The sequence below is a fragment of the Streptomyces sp. NPDC088194 genome, from assembly GCF_040702025.1.
Taxonomy (GTDB): domain Bacteria; phylum Actinomycetota; class Actinomycetes; order Streptomycetales; family Streptomycetaceae; genus Actinacidiphila.
Map to the genome: position 1 here is coordinate 1 of NZ_JBFBIV010000113.1, position 22,658 is coordinate 22,658.

A 22,658-nucleotide genomic window follows, 5' to 3' on the forward strand; every position below is an offset into this window, starting at 1 on the left:
ATCATCCGACAACACCAACTCGGCCTTCGGCCGACCCGTCCGCACCACAGACACAGCCTACCGTTATGAACAGAACTCCCGACTCAGAACACTAGCGCAAGGGCCAGAACCCCTCGGTGGCCAGCATCTACCGGGCGCTCACCGAACACGCCAAGCGGGAGGCATACCCCGAAGCCGTCGAGGCGGCCCACGCCAACTTCGCCACCCTCCAGACGGCCGGCGAACTCCCCGGGCCCCGCCTTGCTCGCCCTGACCGAGCATCACTCTGATTACAGGAAGCTACTTGTCACTTCGCCGTAGCTTCGGGAGAACAGGGCCGAGGCGGCAACCACCCTCTGACACGCGTCGGCACACGGTGACCAGCAGCTGCGCACCCAACTGCACGGCAGCGAACCCGGCTTCCAGCCGTATCTGCTCACGTCCTGGTCGCCCGAACTGACCGCCCAGGACGACATCTCCCTGCCGCTGCTGGCGGCCGTGCTCGACGAGCCGCCGGCCCTGCGCCAACCGCGCACCGGACACGTCCCGGCCCGGCGGCTGACGTGGCACTGCGCGATCCGCAACACCACCACGGTCGAGCTGGACGACGACGACTGGTTCGAGCTGACGCGCGAGGTCCTGGACGGCCCGGCATCGAACCGGACGACGACCCGGCCGCCTGCCGCTGGGCGGCTCTGCGCAACCAGGCCCGCGGGCTCGACATCGTCGCCACCGTCATCCGCCAGGACGGCCGCTGGGCACGGCTGCACGGCGACACCGCCTTCGCCCGCTCGGCCTGCGCGTACTTCGCCCACGACCACGGACTCCACCCGTCGGCATGACGAAGCGCGGGCTTCTACCACCGGTTTCCGGACGGGCCAAATCGCGGATTCTGCGGCTCCTCATCACCCGGAAGCCCGACCCACGGGCTCCGCGCCTTCGCTCTCCTTCGAGGTCCATGCCGTGATCGCCCACCTTCAGCGCGCCAGCAACACCACCGGCCTGCTCGCCTACGTCTGGTCACCGGGCGAGCGCGGCGAGACGGGAACCGGGACAACGGTCGTGGTCCTGGCCTTCGGGGCGGTGTCGGGTCTGCTGGCGGAGGTCTCCTTCGTCGCGGTGGAGACCCTCGGCGCCGAAGCCGGCCGTCGCCGGGCAGACCAAGTTCACCGTACGCAGGCCGCGCAGACCGGGATCGACCAGGGCGCCGTCCTCGTCGGCCCGCTGTTGGGCGGCGTGCTGCTGCTGGCCGGAGCCAGCGTCCTGCTCGCCGTGGTGGCGCTGCTGGCGATGACCGCAGCCGCCGCCACGCAGGACGCCGAAGCCCCGCACGACGACCGACACCGTGCGCCGAGCAGTCTGCTGACCGGGTGGCGGACCCTGCGCCGAACTCCGGCTCTGGCCTGGCTGGCCGGCGGACTCGCAGCCTCCAACCTGGCCAGCGGGGTGCTCCAAGCCGCCGCCCCGATCACCGTCATCCACCGTTTCCACTACTCCACCGCCTCCGTCGGTGCGGTCTGGAGCGCGGCAACCGTCGCCTCCCTGCTCACGGTGATCGCCGCCTGGTGCCCCGGTGCGTGCGTCGCTTCGGTGGCGTGGCTGGCTGGCTGGCTGGCTGACGACGTCTATCGGTCGGTATCGCGGAAGTACCGGTCGGCCAACGCTCGCCCCCGCCGGTGGATCCGCTCCGTGCCCACTCGGTCGATATAGGTGGCGTAGCCCGGCCACAGGAAGACGAACATCGCCAGCTCCTCGGCCAGCAGCGCCTGTTCCAGGGCGCCGCGGTCGTGCGAGCCAGCCTCCGCATAGGCGTCGAGGAGAGCGGGAGGCACCGTGATGCCGGTGGGCGTGGCCCGTACGCTCAGAAAGGCCAGATCGGACACCGGCCGTCCGATCACGGACTCCTGCCAGTCACACAGGACCGGCCGGCCGTCGCTGAAGACGACGTTGTCGGTGTGGCAATCGCCGTGCACCAGGACCGCGGGCAGCGATGCGCTGCGGGTCAGCAACTCGTCGCGGCGGGCGACCACCTCGGCCAGCTGCGGCAGCGCCGGCTGCCAGAAAGCGGTGACGGCGGCCGTGTCAGGAGCGGTCAGCGCCTGCAACAGGACATCGGGACGCCGCCAGTAGTCATCGGTGGGTGGCGGCGTGCCGTGCAGGGCCGCCAGTTCCCTGCCCAGCCGTGCCCACATGTCCGGGGTCCAGGACGCCGCGTCCCGCGGTGTGCCGGCCTTCTCCAGCAGCAGCACCACACCCTGGCCGTCGTCGAGGGCGCCGAGCAGCCGCGGAGAGACGACCGGGAGGGCGGTGGCCAGTTGCCGGTAGAAGTTCAGCTCCCGGCGGGCGGCAGCCAGTGCCCGGGCGCCCAACTCGGCGGGTGTGGCCTTGAGATACACCTGCCGCCCCTCGGCGGTACGCGCGCCATACACACCGGCGCCCGACGCGGAGCCCGTGGCCCGTTGGTCCACCACCAGCCCGAACTCCTCGACGGCCGAGTCCACGAGATCACTGGGCATCGGTCGGCTCCTGTCCGCAGGGTTTCGTGTGCTATCCGACGACGGCCGGTCACGACCAGTGGCCTCTCCCGAATGGAGCGTCACCGAAGTCTAGGGTTCACCGCCGTCCGCACCGCAAATGATCGCCTTCGGGCGGCGAACACCCGGTACGGCCTGGACTGCGCGGATGGGTCCAGGTCACGATGCGGCGCAGCCAGAAGCGCACTGGGACCTGATGATCAGCCGCCTAGCATCGATGGCGGTGCTGCTGCAGCGCCTGGGCCGCCTGGCTCGCTTCCAGATGCCGCCCCACCTCGCCGGCGTCGGCGGCCCGTGACGCGGCCACCGTGGTGGAAGGCCGGCCATGTGGCCCACCGCAGGGCGAGGCGGCCCGGGCTCAGCAGCTCAGGGGTCGGCCGGCTCTTCGCAGTCCTCCATCAGCACGATCACGCGGAGCCTGTCGCTGCGCGCGGGTCGGAGGGCGACGCAGCGACCCCGCGGCCCTGGTGATACGGGAGCTTGAGCCTGCGCAGAGCGCCGTCGCCGTGATCGACCATCTCCCGCCGGTCCCAGATCCTTCGCGCCGCCGCCGACCCTGCGAGAATGTCCCGCTCCAGGAGCCGCAGGGCCTCGTTCTTCGGGTGGTTGCCCCGCTCGTACCGGATCTGCCCCAAGTACGGGCGAGCCCAGTCGTGCTCCCAGTCCACGAGCTGCTCGCGAGCTTCGGGGCTGAGAAACGTCCACCGCATCTGGTTGCCCGCATGGACCGCACCGGGGAGCCACAGTCGCGCGGGCTCGTTGTGGGCGACCATGTTCCACGCCACGTCCGTCACCACGGCGGGGTCGGGCGCCTGGTTGTCGATGAACCCCGCGGTGGCCTTCACCTTCAACTCACCGCGGGTCGCAAACTCCGTCGGAGCGATCGTGCCGCACCTGGACCGGCTGCTGAGCAACTGCGCCTCGCTGGCCGCTGCCACCGCTGTCCTGGCCGTGTGCTTCCAGCTCGACCTCGAACCGGCAGAGGCAGGACATCGAGTTCGGCTGAGCCTGGAACTCCTCGCCGCGACGGCCCTCGGGATGGCGGTGCTGTTCACGTACGAGCAGATGATCGGCCCCTCTCCGCAGGTGCACGCGCTCCACTTGCTCCTGTTCATCGTCTACCTCGGCTTCGCCATCATCGACTTCGCCCAGCAGACCCTGCGACAGTCGAGGACAACCCGCCGAAGGAGCGTCCGGCTCGGCCTCCGCCTGACCGCGGCCGGCTGCGCCTTCGCCCTGATGTACACCGCGTACAAGCTGACCGTCCTGGTCACCCTGGGCCTGAACCTCCACCCCGTCCCCGACAACACCGACTGCTCCTCGCTGGTCACCACACCCTGCCTCTTCGGCGTGACGTTCCCCGTGCTCTCGATACTGCTGCTCTGCATCGGCCTCACTCTGCCCGCCGTGGCCTACCCCATCGCTCAAGCCCAACGACACCGCTGGGAAACGCGCTCCTTCGACGCGCTCGGCCCGCTCTGGCAAGACCTGTCAGCCGCCATGCCGACGATCGTGTTGCCCGGCGCACGCCACGACCAGAACTCGGCAGCCGACGACGCGGACTTCCTGCTCCAGCGGCGAGTTGTCGAGATCAGCGACGGCATCCTCGCTCTGCGCCCCTACCGCACTGCGCGTGTCACCGACGACCAGACCCCCGTTGGAGCCTGAGCACATGCCCGAACCAACTCACGATCCTTTAGACGGACATCGCTGCCGCAGGTCAGAGCAGACTCGCAAGCGGCCGCCGAGGGCCGCGACGACCGGGTGCTTGAGCACCATGCTGCCGGAGCGGTTGAACGGATGACTGCCGCGCCCATACCGACCACCAGTAGCTGACCGTGTCCGCGTGAGGGCGTAACTCGGGGTCTAACGCGAGTTCGCTTCCCGCTCAGAAAGGTATTCTCGCAGGTCAGGGAGGAGGCCGACCACCTCGTCCGGCCCGCTCCGACGCCTTTCTCCGGCTGCGGCCTCCCAGGGGTGGCCGCGGCAGGCCTGCGGGGTGCTGCCCGAACGTAGGCTGCTCGGGTGCTGACTTACGACGAACTGACCTGCCCGGAAAGGGAGCTGTGGGACGCCTTCGCCGAGGGGCGCCAGGTGGACCTGCGGCCGGGTGGCGGCGGCGGTGAGGACGTGGGCCGCGGCGACGAGTGGGGCCCCGAACGCACGGTGCGGGCCGAGGCGTTGACAACGCTTCTGCTGGGACGGGGCAGCGGGCTGTCCGGGGGTGTCGCGGCCCTGCGGCTGGCCGGCGCCCGGATCACCGGCGCGCTCGCCTGGGAAGGGGCCGAGATACGCCATCTACTCCACCTCGACGGCTGTCGGCTGGAGCAGAGGGTGCGGCTGGACAGCGCCTCGACGCTCGCGGTCGCCGTGGTCCGCAGCTGGCTGCCCGGGTTCTCGGCGCCCTCGGCCCGGATCGGGGGGCGTCTCGACCTGCGCGGCTCGGTGATCGAGGGACAAGGGCGCAACGCGGTCGAGCTCATCCACGCCCATGTGGCGGGCGGGCTGCGGCTGGACGGTGCCGTGGTGTCGGCGCCGGACGGTGTCGCCGTGTCCGCGGGCGGCATCGTGATGGACGGCGCGGTCATCTGCGAGGACGGCTTCCGCAGCCGCGGGGCGGTGATGTTCCCGGGGGCGCGGCTGTCCGGCGGGCTGTTCATGGGCGGTGCCCGCCTGGAGGCCCCGGGAGGCGTCGCCCTCGGCGCGGACAACGCGCAGGTCTCGGCGATCCGCTGCAACCAGGGGTTCACGGCGGACGGCGGCGTGCACATGCGCGGGGCGCAGATATCCGACCTGCTCTCCTTCGAGGAGGCCGTACTCGGCGGCTCGCCCCGGTCCCTGGTGGCGACCGGACTGCGCGTCCAGGACCTCGACCTGCGCTGCGCGACCCCACCCGCCGGCTCCCTCGACCTGCGGGGCGTACGCGCCACCTGGGTGCAGGACGACCCCCGCAGCTGGGCGCCCGAGATACAGCTGGAGGGCTTCGCCTACGACTCGATCTGGTCCGAGCCGGACACGGTGGGGGGGAGGCTGGAGTGGATCCGCCGCAATCCCGGGTACTCACCTCAGCCGTACGAGCAACTGGCCGGCCACTACCGCCGGATCGGCCACGACGACGAGGCGCGCCGGACCCTGCTGGCCAAACAGCGCCACCGCCGCCGCCTGCTGCCTCCCTGGAGCCGCTTCTGGGGCTACCTGCTGGACGCCACCGTCGGCTACGGCTACCGCCCCTGGCTGGCCGGTGCCTGGCTCGCCGTGCTGACCCTGCTGGGCGCGCTGGTCTTCGGCACGCACACCCCCAGTCCGGACAAGCCGGGTGAGGGCCCGCCGTTCAACGCCGTGGTCTACACGCTCGACCTGCTGATCCCGATCGGCGGCTTCGGCCAGCGCGACGCGTGGCACTGGACCGACGGGGCCCTGCAGGCGGCCACCTACGCGCTGATCGCGATCGGCTGGACGCTGACGACCGCTGTGGTGGCCGGCGTGACCCGCGCACTGAGCAAGAACTAGTGTCCTGAGTCGTTAATCCGTGTGCAGTATGCGGCGAGGGTATCGAGGATGTCGTCGGCGGGTTTCGTCCAGACGAACGGCTTGGGGTTCTTGTTCCACTCGTTGATCCAGCGGCGGATGTCCCGTTCGAGTTCGACGATGCTGCGGTGCGCCGAGCGGCGGAGTTTGCGGCAGGTCAGCTCGGCGAACCAGCGCTCGACGAGGTTGAGCCAGGACGCCGAGGTGGGGGTGAAGTGCAGGTGGAAGCGGGGGTGCCGGAGCAGCCACTTCTTGACCGGCTCGGTCTTGTGGGTGGCGTAGTTGTCCAGTACCAGGTGGAGTTCGAGGTGCTGGGGGACGGCTGCGTCGATGACCTTCAAGAAGCGGAGGAACTCCTGGTGGCGGTGGCGGCGGTAGTGCTGGGCGATGACCGAGCCGGAGGTGATGTCCAGGGCGGCGAACAGGCTGGTCGTGCCGTGCCGGACGTAGTCGTGTGTCATCTTCGCCGGCACGGTCGGCGCCATCGGCAGGACCGGCTGGGTGCGGTCCAGGGCCTGTATCTGTGACTTCTCGTCCACCGCCAGGACCAGGGCGTTCTCCGGCGGTGACAGGTAGATGCCCACCACGTCGCGGACCTTGGTCACGAACTGCGGGTCGGTCGACAGCTTCCAGGTCTCCACGATGTGCGGCGTGAGGCCGAACGCCCGCCAGATCCGCGAGACGGCCGACTGCGACATGCCCGCCGCCTGGGCCATCGAACGCGTCGACCAGTGCGAGTCACCCGCTGGTGGCGACTGGTCCAGTGTCCTGGAGACCAGGGCTTCGACCTGCTCGTCCGTGATCGTTCGCGGGGCTCCCGAACGTGGCCGGTCCACCAGGCCCTCCAGCCGGTCCGCCACGAACCGGGCCCGCCACTTGCGCACCGTCTCCCGGGAAACACCCAGGCCATCCGCGATCTGCGCGTTCGGCCGGCCCTCCGCGCACGCCAGCACGATCCTCGACCGCAGCACCAGTGCCTGAGAGGCGGTCTGCTTGCGCAACCAGCCCCGCAGCACGCGGCGTTCGTGATCGGACAGCTCCAACGGCAAAGGCTTCGGACCAGGCAGCGACTCACCTTACAACCGCAAGAGAACTAACGACTCAGGACACTAGTTGCGTCGGTGCTGGGGGTGTTGACCGAAGTCGGTAAGCAAAGCGGCGGCCAGCGGGTTCCAGGCAAGGACGTCCATGGTGTCGGTCAGTACCAGGGCGGGGCAGGTGGTGAGCTGGTCGAGGAGCCGGCGGTTGTACGCGGAGGCTGTCACGGCGGTGGGGGCAGGTGGCTCGGTGGCGGGCACGGGCGGGATGAAAGGGGTCTCGGGGGTGCCGAAGAGCTGGTTGAGGTGGTCGCGGAAGGTGTTCAGGCGCAGGTTGACCGACCCGTACAGGACGAGGTCGTGCCTGTTGACGCCCTTGTGGCCGAACAGGTGCGTGGGATCGTCGTTGACCGCGTGCAGCAGCGCCACAGCCTGGTGGACGATGTCGAGCACGACCCATTCGGCTTGCTCACCGGTGAGCTTGCGGCCCTTGAGGACCTTGCCGCGCAGCTTGTACCGCAGCCGACCGTCGGGGCCGGGCTCGGTGAAGCTGCAGTCGGGGCGAGTTCGCGGACCACTGGCGGGAGGGTGTTATTCCGACCGTGCACTATTCCCTCGATTGATCTCGGGTTTGGTGCGGCAGGGGCTCGGTAACTCGGCCACTACGACCCATGCCGCCCACGTCCTCCTCCCCGTTGCTGACCGCACCGCCTTCGTCGGACCGCTGATGAGGACGGTCGAAAGCGACCAGGGTTGCTGCCCGCCTCAGTTCGTCCGGTGTTGAACGGGTGGGGGTCGGCGGGAAGCGATCGGAGTGGTTACTGACTTTGCAGCTGGGATGTCGTTTGGGGCTGACCGGGTGTGATCGTCGCGGTATGCCGGTTGTATGAGGTATCCGCAAGGTGGTCGGTTGACGCCTGAACGGCAGGCGTTTCGCGAGCGGATCCGCCTGGAGGCCGTCGAGCGGTTCGCCGCGGGGACCTCCTGCGTCGAGGTCGCCAGGGAGTTACGGGTCAGTGTCCGCTCGGTGCAACGGTGGCGGCGCGCCTGGCAGGATGCCGGCGTGGACGGGGTGCGTTCGACGGGCCCGGCATCGCTGCCCAAGCTGAGCGACGCACTGTTCGCCGTACTGGAGAAAGAGCTGGACAAGGGCCCGGTAGCGCACGGCTGGCCGGATCAGACCTGGACCCTGTCGCGGATCAAGACCCTCATCGGGCGCCGGTTCCACAAGAAAATGACGCTGCCGGGCATCAGCCAGATGCTGCGCCGTCACGGCTGGAGCCACCAGGTGCCCGCCCGACGGGCCACCGAGCGCGACGATGCGGCCGTAGCCGGCTGGGTGAAGGAGACGTGGCCGTTCGTGGAACTACGGCGGCGGCGCTCGGCGCCTACCTCGTCTTCGAAGACGAGGCGGGCTTCTCGATGACGCCGCCCACCTCACGCACATGGTCCCGCCGCGGGACTACCCCCGTCGTCCGGGTCCGTGGACGCTCCCAGCGTCGGATCTCCATCGCCGCCCTGACCTGCTACAGACCCGGCGAACGCTCCCGCCTGATATACCGGCCGATCATCCATCGCGACCACAAGGTCGGCGGGCGCCGTAGCTTCGCCTGGACTGACTACCGCGACCTGCTCATCACCGCACACCGCCAGCTTGGCCGGCCTATCGTCCTGGCCTGGGACAACCTGAACGTCCACCGCGACGCCCGCATGCGGGCCTTCGCCGACGCCCACGACTGGCTCACCATCTACTACCTGCCGCCCTACGCACCCCAACTCAACCCCGTCGAAGGCATCTGGTCCCTGCTCCGCCGCCGCTGCCAGGCCAACACACACTTCACCGACCCCGAACACCTCATGCGCACCCTCCGCCGAGGCCTGCGCGAAGTCCAATGCCGCAGCGACCTCATCGACGGATGCCTCACCGGCACCGGCCTCACGCCGAACCCATCAGAGCTAAATCCTCAGTAGCGCCTCAGCGAAGTGCCTGCGCTGCACGGCGATAGACGAGGGCGTGCTTGCCGGCCTCCTCGCGTAGGGCCCTCGCTCCACCGTGGCCGAGCACTTCAACTGCTGTGTTCTGGCACGCGGCCTCGAACTCGACCAGCGAACTCTGGGCTCCCGCGTCAATGGCGGTCGGCCAAAGGCGTGCGGCCTCTCGGGCCTTGTCGTTGATCCGCTGCAAAGAAACGTCGGAGCGATCCTCGCCGATCAGTACAAGGACCATCCGGATCACCAAGATGCCGGCGCCGAAGAAAGCTGCGGCAGCCGTGGTCTCCGGATACCGTGTGCTCAGTGACGAGCAGTCGTCGATGGCAGAGCAAATGATGTCGTGCTTGACTTCACGTTGCCGTGTAAGCGCGATCATCCCGGCCTGGATCCCCGCGTCCGCACCGTAATAGGCCTCCTCCAGTCCGGCCGCTTCGGCCAGGATGTACAGCGCACCTCCGGCTCGAATCGCCGTTGCACAGGCCAACGCCTTCGACGTGGGACCTTCAGCCGTATCCCGGGAGTCAGCCATCCCGGTCTCCTCTCTATACTGCTTCGGATTCCCGGTACTACTACCACCACCCTGTGGACCTGCCGGACGTCCGAGCCCCTCCGAGCCCCTCCGAGCCAAGGAGGTCACTCACGCCGGGCATCGGTCTCATCGCGACGACACCACAGCTACAACCTCAGTAGCGGTCCCAGCTTTCGAAGTGGTGGCTGTCCAGCAGATAGCTCGGCGCAAAGCCGAGCCCGACATCGGTGAGCAGGCGGACGAGGAACTCGTCCAGGCTGCAGTCGAACCGCCGCCACTCTGCGCCGCTGTCCTCACGGACGAGCAGGGGCCAGTCGGATGGGTCGGCCGTGCCCGTCTGCCAGGCGAAGTCGAGTTCCTGCTCGGAACTGCCCCACTGGAGCAGCCCGTGGGGAGCGGGATATGCCGGGTGCGGAGCGAACCGGCCAGTGTTGCCCCTGGACCAGGCGATGAGGTCCAGGACCTGGCCGTTCGGGACGAGAAGGTCGACGTATCCGTCGAAGCTTCCCGGGCCGAACACGTCGATGATCTCCTTGTAGTCCCTGGGCAGGGCGGTGCCCAGCGCAGTCTCCGCTGCCTGCCAGTCGACGGGGGGACGGCCCGTCGGCTCCCAGCCGGTGAGCGCGCACAGTCTCTCGGTCCAAGAGCTTGTTGCTGGGAGTCCGGCCCATGCGGGGTCACGGCGGTCCGCGATCACCAGCATCGGCTGTGTCCCGTTGCCGACGGCGATCCGGCCCAGTCCGACCCAGTTGGCCCGATATCCCCAGGCTGCCAACTCCACCAGCTCGTCACCGAACGGCTCCAGCAGCGCAAGGCCCCAGGTCTCGGAAACGGTCGGGTCGACGATGCGGTCCAGGGCCAGGTTGTGGGGCCGGCCCGCCCACTGGCCCAGCTCAGCCCGGAGGCGGGCCAGCTCGTCCGGGTCCGTGTCCTGGGGAAGCCGGAGGACCGTTGGTCGCTCCTGACGGTCCAGGCGGCGGCTGTTTAGCAGGCCCTGGACTGTTGCGACGAGGTCGGCGTCTGGCTGCTCTGGCGTCGGCGGCATCGGGCCAGTCAACACCAGAAGAGTGGGGAAACAACACCAGCAAGTTGATGCACCTACCAGCGTCACCAGCGTCATCACCCTGCGCACTCTGGCGGGTCTCAGTGGCTGTTGTCGTTCCGATCTTGAGTGGTGCTGCTCGAACAGGGATCTCGTTCGGCTGATCGCGGCGCGCGCCAGACATGAAAGCAGGGCCTCTTGGTAGCTCGTTGGGTGTCTACGCCAATAAGCGATCCGGGAGGCCCTGTTGTCGCCGTTCTACGCCCTTGCTTCGGCTGGGTCCAGCCCGGCCACGAGGGCCCAAGCAACCAGCCGCTCCTTGAGCTGGGCTTCGGTGTACAGGTTGGACCGCCCGTCCCAGCTCGCGACGGGTACGGGAACTCCCCGCTGCTGCGACCGGAACAGGTACTGGCGCATCGTGGCCGACTTCCAGGTCACATGCCATCCTCGTACGCCGTGGCCAGGGAGTACTGCTTTTCACCCTGGCCCGCCGCAGACGGGTCCGTCTCCTCCGTCACGGTGCTGGCCGCGTGGGGACCGGGATGGACGTTAAGCAGTGTCCATACCGGGACTGCCTGGTCCATCCACTCTTCGAGCAGCGCCCGCCCGATGAGGAGAAGCCGCTGTTGGTGACCAGGACGACGATGTCCCCCTTGTGTACCGCCCTGTGCCGTTGAGGATCTGCAGGTCCCGGACCCCCACTGGTGATCCCGAGCGGCCCTGCGCCCGATGCTTGCATTGGATGACCCAGCAACGTCCGAAAGGGTCCGTGGCCAGCACGTCAGCACCGTTGTCCCCTGCTTCGCCCACTCGCTACGCGTCCATGCACCCGTCGCGACGGAGCAGGTCTCGGATGACGAACTCAAACTCGCTGTGGTCAACGCGATCAAGGCCAGCGGCAGAGCAGCACGCCCTCCTACACGGAGCCTCTGCCGACGGCGCCGAAGGGCGTCTACCAGCAGAAATACGTCCCACCAGGACCTCGAAGACAGCAACCAGCAAGAGCACCCATAGTGATTCGGAGGTCACGGCATCACTATGACCTGAACCACTGACATCACATCAGCCCCAGCCCACACAGTGGGCGCACTCCCCGAAAATTAGCCGCTGCGGTGATCGTGACAGGGTGCTCGGCTCTGCGAGCGCGAGCGCGAGCGCGGGTTCGGGAATTGGAGCGGGACGAGCTGGCTGGCCTGACCGTGACCGGCGTTTCCGAGGCGGTACTTTTCGCTGCCGCCGTCGGCCCGATCGTCAGTCCGTTCGTGACGGCGTTCGCCACAAAGCTGGGTGAACGCCTCGGAGCGGCGGTGAAGGTCAGGAGACTATCGAGGCCGGGCACCGAGGCAGGCGTGACTGAACTCGTGGTCACCCGGCAGAACCGGACCGTTGTCCTCGAAGTCGATGAGCGGCTGGGTGCGGATGCCCGGCTTGACCTGGTCAACCTGGATCTCAGCAACCCGACCCTGTGGGGCCATCGCTTTCGCTGGGACGGCACTGCTGAGGCATGGATCCCCGTTCCCGACAACGACCTTGGTTCCCCGTCGCCGACCATCAGTGAGGGGTGGGCCCCGGACGTGACTGCTCCTGGTGGCGGTCAGTCCAGCCAGACGACGGAGACGACGTACAGGCGCCCTTGGGCGCGGTTGATCCAGTACACGGCGGTCAGCTGGCCGACGGCGGCCGCGCGGACGTCCTCGCCCTCCAGGTCGCCGGCGTCCATCGGCGGCCAGGTCCACGGGTCGCGGCCGGCGATGTCCAGGACGTCGCGCAGCATCTCCACCGCATGCGGCGGTAGTTCGGTGAGGGTCTTGGCGGCCTGCGGGGAGAGGCGGGCCGGTCAGAGGCTGCTCACCGGGCGGCCCGCGGCGGCAGGATGTCCTCCAGGGCGACGCCGTCGGAGTCGTCGTAACCCGAGGCGATGAACGCGTCGACAGCCGGCGCTGCGGCCAGGCGGGCCTGCCAGGTGCGCACGACGTCGTGCAGGGGGCTGAGGCTGTAGGAGTGCCGGGAGTCCTCGAGAGCGCGGGCCCAGTCGGCCTCGAATGCCGGCGCCCACCGGCCCGCGCGACGGTCGGCCCGCAGCGCCTCCAGCAGCTGCGCGGCAGCCGCCGGAGCCGGGGGCGTGGCCGGCGGCAGGACGTGATCGGGCTGTGCGCTCATCGGTGGGACCTCTTCTTCGTGGGGAGGGCGCGGCCGCAGACTGCCGTGTCGTCGTCTGTTCCCCAGCCGCAGAACCCGCCCAGGAAGGGGATCTCGGAGGACGTCACAGGAATCATCCCCTCCCCGCTCCGTCCGTGCTCAGGGCAGAACAGGACTCCGGGGAGGTCCGGGTGCCGGTAGCCGACGATGTCGTCCTGCGTAGACGCGGGAGCGGGCTGTGCTCTCATCGAGGCCTCCAGGGACGGGATGCTTCCGGGCCTGCTCCCACGGTAGCGCCGCCACGCCCGCGCTCGGGCCCCGATGGCGGTACCGGGGCTCTGCCCGGCCGTATCGTCGGGGCGTGACTGCTGATCAGACGCTGACGGACCGCCTACGGTCTCGGGGCCGGTCCGCGCGGGCCCGGCTGGTGCTTGGGTGGAGGCCTTCCGCCCGGACGGTGCGGGAAGGAACGGCCCAACAGCTGCTGGCGATCGTGGAGACTGCCGCCATGGCGCGGGCTCTGCGGCTGGTGGAGCAGGGGTCGACCACCAGGCGGGACTGCTGCCCGCCGAGCTCCCGGCGCGCCGCCCGCCAGCGGCGTCCCTTCCCCCGCTCCCCCCGGACGACATCCCGGAGCTGAGCTACCGGCCGCCGGGCATTGACTGGAGCCGAGACCGATCCGCGTGACCAGCCGCTGGCGGCCCCTGCCCGACGCTCACGTTCGGTGAGATACGGGCGGGTGTAACGCTGTCACGCTCACCCCGGAAGTGCCCCTGATCGGCCCTCCTGGCGGGCGATCCCGGCGAGCGTGACACCCCGGCCAGACCGCCGGCCTACCCTCCGGGCGCGGCCATGGTGCCCGTTGACCTGCTGTTTCAGTCATCCGGGCGGCTGGAAGGTGGTGTAACGCGGGGTGCCACGCTCCCCGGGCGGTGTAACACTCACCCTCCGTCAGCGGGACACCCGCTCGTGCGGCTGGTGAGGAACGCGGCGAGGTCGGCGGCGGCCTGCGGGTCGGCGTTCGCGAGGCGGCCGGCGAACGCTAGCTGGTCGACGTCGACGTCGCTACCGGGCTGGGGGCGAGCGAGGGCGGCCAGCAGCGCGGCGTGGGTGAAGATCCGGCGCGGCAGGAGGTCGGCGGCGGCCTCGCGGGCGGCCGGGTCAGCGTAGTGCCCGCGGCGCGCGGCCAGGGCGTGCGCCAACCAGGCGTCGACATCGGCCTGGACGTAGCCGCCGGCGTGGCGGGTGAGCAGGTCCCGCACCGCTTCGTCACCCTGCCGGGGTTCGGCCTGTGCCAGGGTGCCGAGCTCGCGCAGCGCCTGGAGCTCATCCGCGCGGGCCTCGATCCGCGCGGCTTCGCGCAGCTCGGCTTCCCGGGCGGCGGCGGCTGCGGCGTCGGCCGCCAGTTCCGCCCGCGCGACGTCATCCGTGCCGGGGTCGTAGACGGCGCCGGGGCCGGCCGCGGCGAGCAGCTGGTCGATGCGCTCCCACTCTGCCAACTCCGCACGGCGCCGCGGGTCGTCGGCCAGGTCCTCGTGCCGGGATGCCTGCCGGGCGTCGAACCGCGCGTCCTCGAGGGCGCCGGCGACGGCGTCGGCGGTCATGCCGCGGGCGCGGCGGCGCACCCAACCCCGGCCGATGCGGGCGGGGTCGACGGGTTCACGGGCGACGGGGAGCCGGCGGACAGCGTGCCGGGGCGTGGTCATCAGCGCCTCGCTTTCAGACGGGAAAACATACGGGCCATGGCGCGGCCGGTAATTCGGTGAGTGAGCCGAAGCACCGTAGTTGTCACCAGCGGAGAGGGATGAGCCGGCGATTCGGACCGGTCGAAGCAGTCTGGCTGTCACCAACAAGGCATTCGACTTGTCACATGCGCTCATGTGTACGGAGTGCGCAAGGACGGACCTAGGACGGATCTAGGACAGCAGCTCTTAGCCTCGACCTCGCACAACGTCCCCGTAACGAGCCGTCATGCACGAAAGCGCGTCACGGGGCTCGCACGCCTCTCGGCGGCACTGCTCGCATGGGAGACAACCCGCCAAGCACACATCCTCAGGGGGAACCACATGAATCTCGCCCGAAAGCTGGCAACCGGAGCCATCGTGGCCGGCCTCACCACCGCCGGCGCCCTCGCTGCGACCCCGGCCAGCGCCACGGTCGTGAACTCCACGTGCAACCTGTCGTCCGTCGTCAACGTCTCTTACGGCTCGGGCGGCCACTACTGCTACGTCTGGGACGGTGGGAGCGCCAACACAGGCTGGATGAACATCGTGCATTCCACCCAGGTGTGCTCGAACAGCTACACGGGATACGTGCATGACACCTCGGGACACGATTGGAACTTCTACCGAGGCGCGTGCACGCCCACTTACGGGGCGAATCTGAGCTCGATCGTCTTCACCGGCAACTGAGTTGCATTGTCCCGGCGCCCGCGGCCACAGTACTGAGAAGCTGACGCCGAATTGACAGGGCGCCACGTGGGCGCGCATCTGACGGATCACGGTCCGCCAGGTGCGCGCCTTTCGCTTGCACTCGGGTTCTGTACGCGAGGCGAGCCTGCTGCCGCCGGAACAAAACCCGCTGACAACATGCCCGCCTCGGTGACAGCTGTCGCGCTTCGGCTCAGGCGGCCGGTAATTCGGTCTCCGTCGGGCGGCCCGCTCAGAACCGGAAATCTATGTATTCCACGTTGCTGAAAACCACCTCCGGACCCTGCGCACGCTCTCCGAATTTCTGGAAGTAGGCATATCCCAGAGCTTCGGCAACAAGCCCATGCAACTCAGCTTCGGTCGCGCCCCGCTCGCGGGCGGCGAGGATGCGGCCCGCGTGGTCCGGTGAGACGGTCTGGGTGACGAGCCGGATTCGCGGGTCGTCGGTGGAGCCGAGCGCGGCCCGGAACCCGAACCGGGCCCGGGCCTCGATCAGCAGGCCGCCGCTGCTGGCCGCCTGCTCGCGGACCCGGGCACGCACGCCCGGCTGCCAGTCCCGCGCGGTCTCCTCCTCCAACGCGGCCCGCAGCGCCTTCTGGGGCCGCTTGAGCTGGCCGACGGCGGCCGCGCGGACGTCCTCGCCCTCCACGTCGCCGGCGTCCATCGGCGGCCAGGTCCACGGGTCGCGGCCGGCGATGTCCAGGACGTCGCGCAGCATCTCCACCGCATGCGGCGGTAGTTCGGTGAGGATCTTGGCGGCCTGCGGGGAGAGGCGGGCCGGCCACAGGCTGCTCACCGGGCGGCCCGCGGCGGCAGGATGTCCTCCAGGGCGACGCCGTCGGAGTCGTCGTACACCGGCTGCTCGGGCGCCCTTGCCGTAACGGGCCGCCCGCCGGGCGGGCGCGGTCAGCACGAAGCCCCGGGCCGCCGTGGGGGCGTACGGCGCCGGGGCCTCATCGTGGGGGTCTGCCGTGCTCAACGAGCCCGGTCCGGGATGGTGGTGGTGGCGCGGTGGCCTGCGCGTCGAACAGCCGGCTGGCGTAGACGGGCAGCAGGTGCTGGGTGATCCGGCGCACCCGCCCGTCGTCCGTCGACCCGGGCGCGGCGGTGAACCCGAACTGCGCCCAGGTCTCGATCACGCTGCCCGCAGCCGTGGCGGCCAGCTTCTTTGCCCGCTGCTACTTGTGGGGCCGCCGTTCGCGGGCACCTCGCGCTCCGGGCGAGCCGTGAGTTCCGCGCGGGGGCAATAGCGTTCCACCGTGCGCTGGGTGGCTCGAATCGGCTGGCCACCGCGCGGATGGAGCCCTTCTCCCCCTCGAGTAGGAACCGTGTCTGCGCTTGCGCGGACTTTGGGATCAGCCGCGCCGCGGTGTTCGGGACGGCTCGCCGGATCGGGCTGGCACCCGTACGACGGAGGATGCCCGCCCGATCGGCTTGCGGCCGCGATCGCTATGGCCCTTCAGCGGAGATGGCGAAGGAGTTCGATATTCGCGCAATTCTGGCGCAGACCGTGGAATAGTGGCAGATTCATTCGGTCGACCGCACGCATGGTATAGATGTCGCCCGGCTGATTATCTCTTTCGCCCGCTGCGAGTTCTGTGAACTCCATATAGGAAAAGCATCGGACTGAATATCATTATCACCCCGAATGCGATGGGTATATATCTCTTGTGGCCTTCATGTAGAAAGCCTTCGATTATGACAATAATTCCAAGGATGGGAAGTGCCGCCATAAAGATGCGTAATTTCTTCTCATTATCTGCCATGGGTTCCAATCCTCGCCGTCGTGGTCGGGGTGTCGGTGGGCCGGCCACCCCGACCACGATCCTCATGACTTCGACTCGTCAGATCACCCGTACGATATAATATCGGCCCCTTCGTAACCCATGAATCCGCCAGCTGCGCAACTGCCGATTATCGCTGCTGCGCCGCCGACCGGGCCGCCCAGCACGCTTGCCGCCTCAGTGACTCCCGTTTCAGACGCGGCTCCGATACCCGACAGGCAGCCAGTCACCGCACCAAAAACATCGCTCCCCACACCCAAGATTCCACTAAGGCTGAACGTCCCGTTGGGGTCGGTGTTGTTGGCGGGGTTGTTGCCGAAGGCGGTGTAGGGGTTGGTTTCCTGGTCGCTGGGGTCGGTTTGGGTGAAGCGGGTGAGGGTGGGGTCGTAGTAGCGGGCGCCCATCTTGTAGAGGCCGGTGGGGTCGAGGTAGGCGCCCTGGAATCGGTAGGGCTGAGGCGTGTTTTGGGTGAGGGTGCGGGCGTTGCCTGCCGGGTCGTAGGTGTAGGCGTCGACGCGCGTGCCGGTGTTGTCGACGAGGCCGAGGACGGAGCCGTCGGCGTCGGTGAGGTAGTAGTAGGACTTCCCGCTGGTCCTCATGGAGTTGAGGGTTCCCCCGGGCTCGCGGGTGAATCCGGTGTCGGTTCCGTTGGTGGTGGAGGCGGCCAGTCCTTCGGGGCCGTTGTGGAACGTGGTGGCGGTGCCGGCGGCGGTGAGGCTGGTGCGCTCGCCGTTGTCGGTGCCGGCGTAGGTGGCGGTGTAGGGGGTGCCGGCGGCGGTGAGGGAGGTGAGCTGGTTGTAGTCGGACCAGGTCTCGTTGGTGCGTACGCCGCTGCCGGAGTTGGCGGTGGTTTCGTCGCCGTCGGTGTTGTAGGACCAGCCGGTGGTGGAGCCGTTCTTGGAGGTCAGTTCGGAGGCGTCGTTGTAGCTGTAGGTGGTGCTGCCCGGGCAGGTGGTGCTGGAGCCGGCCGAGGTGGAGGTGATGTTGCCGGCGGGGTCGTAGCAGTACACCCAGTTCGCGTTCGCGGACTCCTTCGCGGTGGACAGCCGGTTCTGCGCGTCGTAGGCGTAGGTGGTGGTGGTGCTGGTCTGGTTGTCCTTGCGGGTGTGGACGAGGGTGCCGTCCGTGGAGGACGGCCCGGTGGTGTAGGTGTAGCCGAGGTCGACCAGCGTCGTCGAACCCGCCTTGACGGTGATCGAGGTGGGCCGGTTGGAGTTGTCCAGGCCGATCGTCTGCGTGGTGCCGCCGGGGTAGGCGGTCGTGGTCAGGATGTTGTCGTTGTTGTACGTGTACGTCGTGGTGGCCCCGGAGGGGTCCTTCAACGTGTGGAGGTTGTTGGCGGCGTCGTAGCCGTAGACGACCTGGCCGGTGGGGTCGGTGTAGGTCTGCACGTTTCCGGCGGGGTCGTAGCTCAGCACGGTGGTGGAGTGGTCGGGCAGGGTGCGCACCGTCTCGCGGTTCAGGGCGTCGGGCTGGTAGGTGGTGGTGCCGGTGGCGTCGGTGCGGGAGCGCAGGTTGCCGTCGCCGGTCACGGAGACGGTCTTGGTGTTGCCGGCCGTGTCGTAGGTGTAGCTGGTCTTGTTGCCCTGCGCGTCGGTGAACGACGGCGGCAGGTCCACGCCGGCGATCGTGGCGTACGCGCCGAAGGCGGAGGTGGCGCCGGTGGGGAGCTTGGCGGAGGTGGGGTTGCTGCGGGCGTCCCAGCCGTAGGTGGTGATGTTCCCGCCGGCGCCGCCGGTGCCCATGGCGTCGGTGGCGGTTCTCGACGTTGTGGTTGGCGTCGTACGTCGAGGACTTGGAGTGGGACAGGGGGTCGACGACCTTGGTGATCTGCCCGCTCGCGTCGTGGGTGTAGACGGTCTTGTGGACGTTGGGGTCGGTGGCGGTGACGGTACCCGCGGCGCCGAGGTCTCCGGTGTAGTCGTAGCTCCAACTCGGGCCGGTTTTGGCGGCGGTGTCGGTGAAGAACGGGGCCAGCCGTGGCAACCAGCGCTGCAGGGCACCTGGCCCTGACCGGTCGGCGGGGCCGCCAGCGGCGAGAGCGTGGCCAAGACTCTCGGCGACGGCGCCACGACCGGAGAATGGGGCACCGCCCCGGCCGGAGACATCGTCATCGTGGCCCTCTTGTACGACGGTGTCCTGCCGGCCATCGCCAGGTACGGAGACGCACTCGCGGGCAAGGTCATCGTCGACATCAGCAACCCCTTCAACTCCACCTTCGACGGGCTGGCCCACCGCGAGGAGACCTCGATCGCGCAGGAAGTCGCCAAAGCGGCCCCGGCTGGCGCCGGCGTGGTGAAGGCGTTCAACACCGTCTTCCGGCAAGTCCTGGAGAAGGGCCGGCCCGACGTCTTCCTCGCGGGCGATGACACGCAGGCCAAGGCGAGTGTGGAGGCGTTCATCGAGAGCCTCGGGATGCGCCCGCTGGACGTCGGCGGCCTGAAGATGGCGCACTGGCTGGAAGGAGCGGGCGTGGTCACGGTGGGCCTCGCCAACCACGGGGTGGGGAACACGGACTTCGCCCTCGGCGTCACCGAGTTTCCCGTCTGATCAGACAGTTGACGGAACGCCGAAGGGGCTCGTCATGAAGCTTGGTTTCACACTTCCCGTCATCGGGCCCGCTATCAGCAGCGCAGCCGGCCCGAGACGCCATCCGCTTATCGATGGCGGGGCTGGTCTGGTCGAACAGGGTTCCTGTTCCGGTGATCGCGCGAGGGCCGGCGCATGACAGCAGGGCCTCTTGGTAGGTCGGGGGTGCGAACCAAACCACGACGACGTCGTCACGGCCATCGCCGAGGTCACCGGTCGGCCCGTCGTCCACCGCCGCCTGTCCTACGAGCAGATGCGCGATCGCCTCACGGGTTAGATGCCGGTGGAGTTCGCCGCGATGCTGGCCGGCATGGACCGTGCCATCTCCACGGGGTCGGAGGACCGCGTCACCGACACCGTCCAGCGCCTCACCGGTCGGCCCCCGCGCGCTTTCCGGGCCTTCCTTGAGAGGGAGACGCGATGCGGCAGCTGATGTTCCAGGACGATCAGCAGTTCTGGTTCGAGACCCTGCGCAACCTCGGTCCGGCCGCATACGGAGGCTCGGACGTCGGTGAAGTCGTCGCCACCGCGGTGAGGTGATGGACGTGATCGCGTGGAAGCTCCAGCCCGGATCGCAGCAGGCGTATCTGCCCGAGAAGTACGGAACTGGCTGGGCGTCCACCACCGGTTGCGGAGGTGGGCCGCGGACGACCCGTGGGGGCGGGACTTCACCCCGTTGACGGCCCAGGCCGATGGGGCGGATCACGGTCGACGAGCAGGTTCGGTCTCGACTGGCTGCTCGACGGCCTCCGCGGCCCGGTCGTTCCACGAGTGACCCGGGGGTGCGGGTCCAGCGCGTCGACCACGGCAGTGTCCATCCTTCGCGCCGAGCGTCCCCAACAATGCCTGTCCTGCCCACGGGTGGGCTCTGGATGAAGCTCGGCGAGAGCGCCGACTGCCTCCGCGCCGTCGACCCTGAGATCGCCGTCCCCATCCACCAGGCCGGCCTGGCCGAGATCCACCAGCAACTGCATTACCAGCTCTTCCGCAACCTTGCGCCGTCCGGCGCCGACGTCCGCGTCCTCGACCACGGCACCGCGGAGACCCTGTAGCGGCACGGCGCAACGCAGCCGAGCGTCTTCAGCCGCTTGGACCAGAAGATCACTGCTACGGAGAGCCGGGTCTCCGCCGCAGACGGTCTACCGGAGGTTCGCCCGGTGGAGCGGGAACCGGGTGTGGGCCAGGCTTCAGCCGAGTCCCCGCTCCGTTCCGGCCGACGGGTAGCGCGTGTCGAGCCTGCGAACCAGCCCGTTCCGCGTGTTCACCGGCAGGGAGGGGGGCGCGCGGCGCGGGTGTGGTCGTGGGGACAGCGCTGGCAGCACCGGGTCCGGGTCGCCCGAATGACTCTCCCCTGTAGCTGGCGGACGAGCGCGGACGTGTAGTGGAGGTGGTGCGGCCCCACCCAGGCGGGCCGCCATCGCCCCGTCCACGGTGGACGGACTTCCGAGGAGTCATCGTGAAGCACCACACCAGAGCCGCCGCCGCAGTCACCGGAACCCTGCTGGCCCTCGCCGCCGCGACGGCCTGTTCCAGCTCCGGCGATACGGCCCACAGCTCCGCTGCCGCCGCACCGGCCGCCGCTGGGACGCACGCGGCGGACAACGCCGCGAGTTCCAGCTCGGCGACGGTGAGCACCAAGTCGGTGAAACTCGGCAAGATCCTCGTCGACAACAAGGGCATGACCCTCTACCTCTTCCAGGCGGACAAGACCAGCAAGTCCACCTGCAACGGGGCGTGCGCCACCGCGTGGCCGCCGCTCACGGTGACGGGCAAGCCGACCGCCGCCGGCGGGGCGCAGAGCAAGCTGCTGTCGACCTCCAAGCGCAGTGACGGCAGCATGCAGGTGACGTACAAGGGCCACCCGCTCTACCGCTTCGCCGGGGACAAGAAGTCCGGCCAGACCAATGGCCAGGGCCTCAACAACTTCGGCGCCAAGTGGTACGTCGTCGGCACCAACGGCAAGCAGATCACCACCAAGCCGTCCTCGCAGCCCTCCTCCTCCACCTCCGGCGGTGGCGGAGGCTACTGAGCCACGCTGCAGCAGGTCTTCGTCGGCGTCCTCGACAGGCCGTTCCCATCGAGGACGGATGTTGGCGCTTCAACGAAGCGCCATCGCCGGCACGGCCGTGCGTCACCGGCGGCGCGTCCTTGGGCGGCACGGCCTCGGCCGCGGCCGTGAACGCGGTGTTCGCCACCGGCCACGGCACCTCCAAGCCGCGCGTGGCCCGCACCGCAGTCCGTCCTCGGTCGGCGACCGCTTCCCCGACCGAGGTACGCGGCCGCGACGTCGACCGCGACCGCGGTGGGATCGACGGCAGCGCCTCGGTGAACGTCTTGCGCCGGCACCGCTGTTGACGCACCGCCATCGGCGCTTGGTCCACGTCACACAGGTTCGCCGCCCGGCCACGGGCAGGTCCCGCGGACGAGTGCGTACCCAGCGGTGCGGCCACCCGGACCGCACCCCGTCGTGGGGGCACGCGCCGCGGGTGAGCGTCGCCATGCGCGGCCGGAGTTCGACGAGCCTCTCGCGCCCTTCGAAGGCACGGACAGTCCCACGCCCCCTCCACCGCGGCGGCGCTCTCGTCCGGCTGAGTCGGAAGCGTCGGGTTGTCGGACTTGGTGGCGATGGGCCCGGTCGGGGCGACCGTGATGATGGCGCTCGAATGCCGGCCTCGTTCGGGCCGGTGGCTCAGGTGTGGGTCGTGCGGTTTCCTTCTGTTGGGGTGACGCGGCAGCGCTGCCGCTGTCCGGACGTCACGGTGTGACCTGCTTCCGGAACCCGGTCGCGAGGCCGCGTGCGGCTTCGGCGAGCATCGACGTGTCGTTGCTCAGCATCACGAAGTCGCAGCCCTCGCGCACCGCTTGAGCGGCCCGGTCGGGTACCGACCCGAAGGCCAGGCCCGCACTTGTACGCGACGCGGAGGTTCAGGGCCCGGAGAGGTCTTGGCGGACCGGGGCGTGCGGGTGGTGAACCAGCGGGACTTAGGCCGTGTTTTGGAAGTCCCGCCTGGCCCGTGGCGCCTGGCACGCACGCTCGCTTCGTTGTCGGGCTTGTCCGAGTAGGCCCACTACGAGG

The 22,658-nt window shown here is 69.2% G+C and carries 23 protein-coding genes and 5 pseudogenes; 12 read left to right on the plus strand and 16 right to left on the minus strand.

What is annotated here, in order from left to right:
• Window positions 1–116: 116 nt before the first annotated feature.
• From AB0399_RS35675 to AB0399_RS35685, 3 genes are all read left to right on the plus strand, one after another.
• Window positions 117–269: a hypothetical protein gene (locus AB0399_RS35675; protein ID WP_366414124.1), complete on the plus strand. Its 153-nt coding sequence runs from the start codon at window positions 117–119 to the stop codon at window positions 267–269.
• A 273-nt stretch (window positions 270–542) separates the two neighbouring features.
• Window positions 543–821, plus strand: coding sequence for a hypothetical protein (locus tag AB0399_RS35680; RefSeq protein WP_366414125.1), 279 nt, complete (start codon window positions 543–545; stop codon window positions 819–821).
• Window positions 822–942: 121 nt separating this feature from the next.
• Window positions 943–1,689, plus strand: coding sequence for a hypothetical protein (locus tag AB0399_RS35685; protein WP_366414126.1), 747 nt, complete (start codon window positions 943–945; stop codon window positions 1,687–1,689).
• Here AB0399_RS35685 and AB0399_RS35690 read toward each other — a convergent pair.
• Window positions 1,605–2,495, minus strand: coding sequence for an aminoglycoside phosphotransferase family protein (locus AB0399_RS35690; RefSeq protein WP_366414127.1), 891 nt, complete (start codon window positions 2,493–2,495; stop codon window positions 1,605–1,607). The genes AB0399_RS35685 and AB0399_RS35690 overlap by 85 nt on opposite strands.
• Before the next feature lie 425 nt (window positions 2,496–2,920).
• Window positions 2,921–3,358: a hypothetical protein gene (locus tag AB0399_RS35695; RefSeq protein ID WP_366414128.1), complete on the minus strand. Its 438-nt coding sequence runs from the start codon at window positions 3,356–3,358 to the stop codon at window positions 2,921–2,923.
• A gap of 40 nt (window positions 3,359–3,398) precedes the next feature.
• Here AB0399_RS35695 and AB0399_RS35700 point away from each other — a divergent pair, with 40 nt between their 5' ends.
• Window positions 3,399–4,181: an MAB_1171c family putative transporter gene (locus AB0399_RS35700; protein ID WP_366414129.1), complete on the plus strand. Its 783-nt coding sequence runs from the start codon at window positions 3,399–3,401 to the stop codon at window positions 4,179–4,181.
• 357 nt (window positions 4,182–4,538) lie between these two features.
• Window positions 4,539–6,023: an oxidoreductase gene (locus AB0399_RS35705; protein ID WP_366414130.1), complete on the plus strand. Its 1,485-nt coding sequence runs from the start codon at window positions 4,539–4,541 to the stop codon at window positions 6,021–6,023.
• Here the strand turns inward: AB0399_RS35705 and AB0399_RS35710 are convergent.
• Together AB0399_RS35710 and AB0399_RS35715 are read right to left on the minus strand one after the other, a co-directional pair.
• Window positions 6,020–7,108 (minus strand): IS630 family transposase, encoded by a 1,089-nt coding sequence (locus tag AB0399_RS35710; protein WP_366414144.1) that lies wholly within the window; start codon window positions 7,106–7,108, stop codon window positions 6,020–6,022. The genes AB0399_RS35705 and AB0399_RS35710 overlap by 4 nt on opposite strands.
• A 45-nt stretch (window positions 7,109–7,153) precedes the next feature.
• Window positions 7,154–7,285 (minus strand): annotated as a pseudogene (locus AB0399_RS35715) (transcriptional regulator); the annotation flags it as partial.
• Window positions 7,286–7,964: 679 nt separating this feature from the next.
• Between AB0399_RS35715 and AB0399_RS35720 the strand changes: the two are divergent.
• Complete coding sequence (locus AB0399_RS35720) at window positions 7,965–8,504, plus strand: winged helix-turn-helix domain-containing protein (RefSeq protein ID WP_366414131.1); 540 nt, start codon at window positions 7,965–7,967, stop codon at window positions 8,502–8,504.
• Window positions 8,501–9,049: a transposase gene (locus AB0399_RS35725; protein ID WP_366414145.1), complete on the plus strand. Its 549-nt coding sequence runs from the start codon at window positions 8,501–8,503 to the stop codon at window positions 9,047–9,049. Before AB0399_RS35720 ends, AB0399_RS35725 begins: the two co-directional genes overlap by 4 nt.
• Window positions 9,050–9,053: 4 nt before the next feature.
• Here the strand turns inward: AB0399_RS35725 and AB0399_RS35730 are convergent, their stop codons facing one another.
• The 7 genes and pseudogenes from AB0399_RS35730 to AB0399_RS35760 all read right to left on the minus strand — a co-directional run bounded on the left by AB0399_RS35730 (window position 9,054) and on the right by AB0399_RS35760 (window position 14,486).
• The gene (locus AB0399_RS35730) at window positions 9,054–9,599 is read right to left on the minus strand and encodes a hypothetical protein (RefSeq protein WP_366414132.1); all 546 of its coding nucleotides are present in this window, start codon (window positions 9,597–9,599) and stop codon (window positions 9,054–9,056) included.
• Between the two features lie 154 nt (window positions 9,600–9,753).
• Window positions 9,754–10,722 (minus strand): SMI1/KNR4 family protein, encoded by a 969-nt coding sequence (locus AB0399_RS35735; protein ID WP_366414133.1) that lies wholly within the window; start codon window positions 10,720–10,722, stop codon window positions 9,754–9,756.
• Between the two features lie 177 nt (window positions 10,723–10,899).
• Complete coding sequence (locus tag AB0399_RS35740; protein ID WP_366414134.1) at window positions 10,900–11,079, minus strand: hypothetical protein; 180 nt, start codon at window positions 11,077–11,079, stop codon at window positions 10,900–10,902.
• Window positions 11,080–11,301: 222 nt separating this feature from the next.
• A pseudogene (locus AB0399_RS35745) lies at window positions 11,302–11,508 on the minus strand (restriction endonuclease); the annotation flags it as partial.
• Between the two features lie 727 nt (window positions 11,509–12,235).
• The gene (locus AB0399_RS35750; RefSeq protein WP_366414135.1) at window positions 12,236–12,421 is read right to left on the minus strand and encodes a hypothetical protein; all 186 of its coding nucleotides are present in this window, start codon (window positions 12,419–12,421) and stop codon (window positions 12,236–12,238) included.
• Between the two features lie 68 nt (window positions 12,422–12,489).
• Window positions 12,490–12,801, minus strand: coding sequence for a DUF6247 family protein (locus AB0399_RS35755; RefSeq protein WP_366414136.1), 312 nt, complete (start codon window positions 12,799–12,801; stop codon window positions 12,490–12,492).
• Between the two features lie 920 nt (window positions 12,802–13,721).
• Complete coding sequence (locus AB0399_RS35760; RefSeq protein WP_366414137.1) at window positions 13,722–14,486, minus strand: hypothetical protein; 765 nt, start codon at window positions 14,484–14,486, stop codon at window positions 13,722–13,724.
• A gap of 360 nt (window positions 14,487–14,846) precedes the next feature.
• Between AB0399_RS35760 and AB0399_RS35765 the strand changes: the two genes are divergently transcribed.
• The gene (locus tag AB0399_RS35765; RefSeq protein ID WP_355343394.1) at window positions 14,847–15,191 is read left to right on the plus strand and encodes a hypothetical protein; all 345 of its coding nucleotides are present in this window, start codon (window positions 14,847–14,849) and stop codon (window positions 15,189–15,191) included.
• A gap of 250 nt (window positions 15,192–15,441) precedes the next feature.
• Here AB0399_RS35765 and AB0399_RS35770 read toward each other — a convergent pair whose 3' ends face one another.
• The 3 genes from AB0399_RS35770 to AB0399_RS35780 form a co-directional block, all read right to left on the minus strand.
• Window positions 15,442–16,005: an XRE family transcriptional regulator gene (locus AB0399_RS35770; protein WP_366414138.1), complete on the minus strand. Its 564-nt coding sequence runs from the start codon at window positions 16,003–16,005 to the stop codon at window positions 15,442–15,444.
• A 157-nt stretch (window positions 16,006–16,162) separates the two neighbouring features.
• The gene (locus AB0399_RS35775) at window positions 16,163–16,348 is read right to left on the minus strand and encodes a hypothetical protein (RefSeq protein WP_366414139.1); all 186 of its coding nucleotides are present in this window, start codon (window positions 16,346–16,348) and stop codon (window positions 16,163–16,165) included.
• Window positions 16,349–17,058: 710 nt separating this feature from the next.
• On the minus strand, window positions 17,059–18,738 hold the full coding sequence (locus tag AB0399_RS35780) for an RHS repeat-associated core domain-containing protein (RefSeq protein ID WP_366414140.1): 1,680 nt from the start codon (window positions 18,736–18,738) through the stop codon (window positions 17,059–17,061).
• A 295-nt stretch (window positions 18,739–19,033) separates the two neighbouring features.
• Here AB0399_RS35780 and AB0399_RS35785 point away from each other — a divergent pair.
• From AB0399_RS35785 to AB0399_RS35800, 4 genes and pseudogenes are all read left to right on the plus strand, one after another.
• Window positions 19,034–19,543, plus strand: a pseudogene (locus tag AB0399_RS35785) (NADP oxidoreductase); the annotation flags it as partial.
• 214 nt (window positions 19,544–19,757) lie between these two features.
• A pseudogene (locus AB0399_RS35790) lies at window positions 19,758–20,015 on the plus strand (ergot alkaloid biosynthesis protein); the annotation flags it as partial.
• 439 nt (window positions 20,016–20,454) lie between these two features.
• Window positions 20,455–20,634 (plus strand): hypothetical protein, encoded by a 180-nt coding sequence (locus AB0399_RS35795; protein WP_366414141.1) that lies wholly within the window; start codon window positions 20,455–20,457, stop codon window positions 20,632–20,634.
• Window positions 20,635–21,038: 404 nt separating this feature from the next.
• A complete protein-coding gene (locus tag AB0399_RS35800) occupies window positions 21,039–21,611 on the plus strand; it encodes a hypothetical protein (protein WP_366414142.1) in 573 nt (190 codons plus the stop codon).
• Window positions 21,612–21,713: 102 nt separating this feature from the next.
• On the opposite strand, the gene AB0399_RS35805 is transcribed toward AB0399_RS35800, so the two are convergent.
• Together AB0399_RS35805 and AB0399_RS35810 are read right to left on the minus strand one after the other, a co-directional pair.
• Window positions 21,714–22,082: a transposase family protein gene (locus tag AB0399_RS35805; RefSeq protein ID WP_366414143.1), complete on the minus strand. Its 369-nt coding sequence runs from the start codon at window positions 22,080–22,082 to the stop codon at window positions 21,714–21,716.
• A 61-nt stretch (window positions 22,083–22,143) separates the two neighbouring features.
• Window positions 22,144–22,317, minus strand: a pseudogene (locus AB0399_RS35810) (3-keto-5-aminohexanoate cleavage protein); the annotation flags it as partial.
• Between the last annotated feature and the right edge of the window lie 341 nt (window positions 22,318–22,658).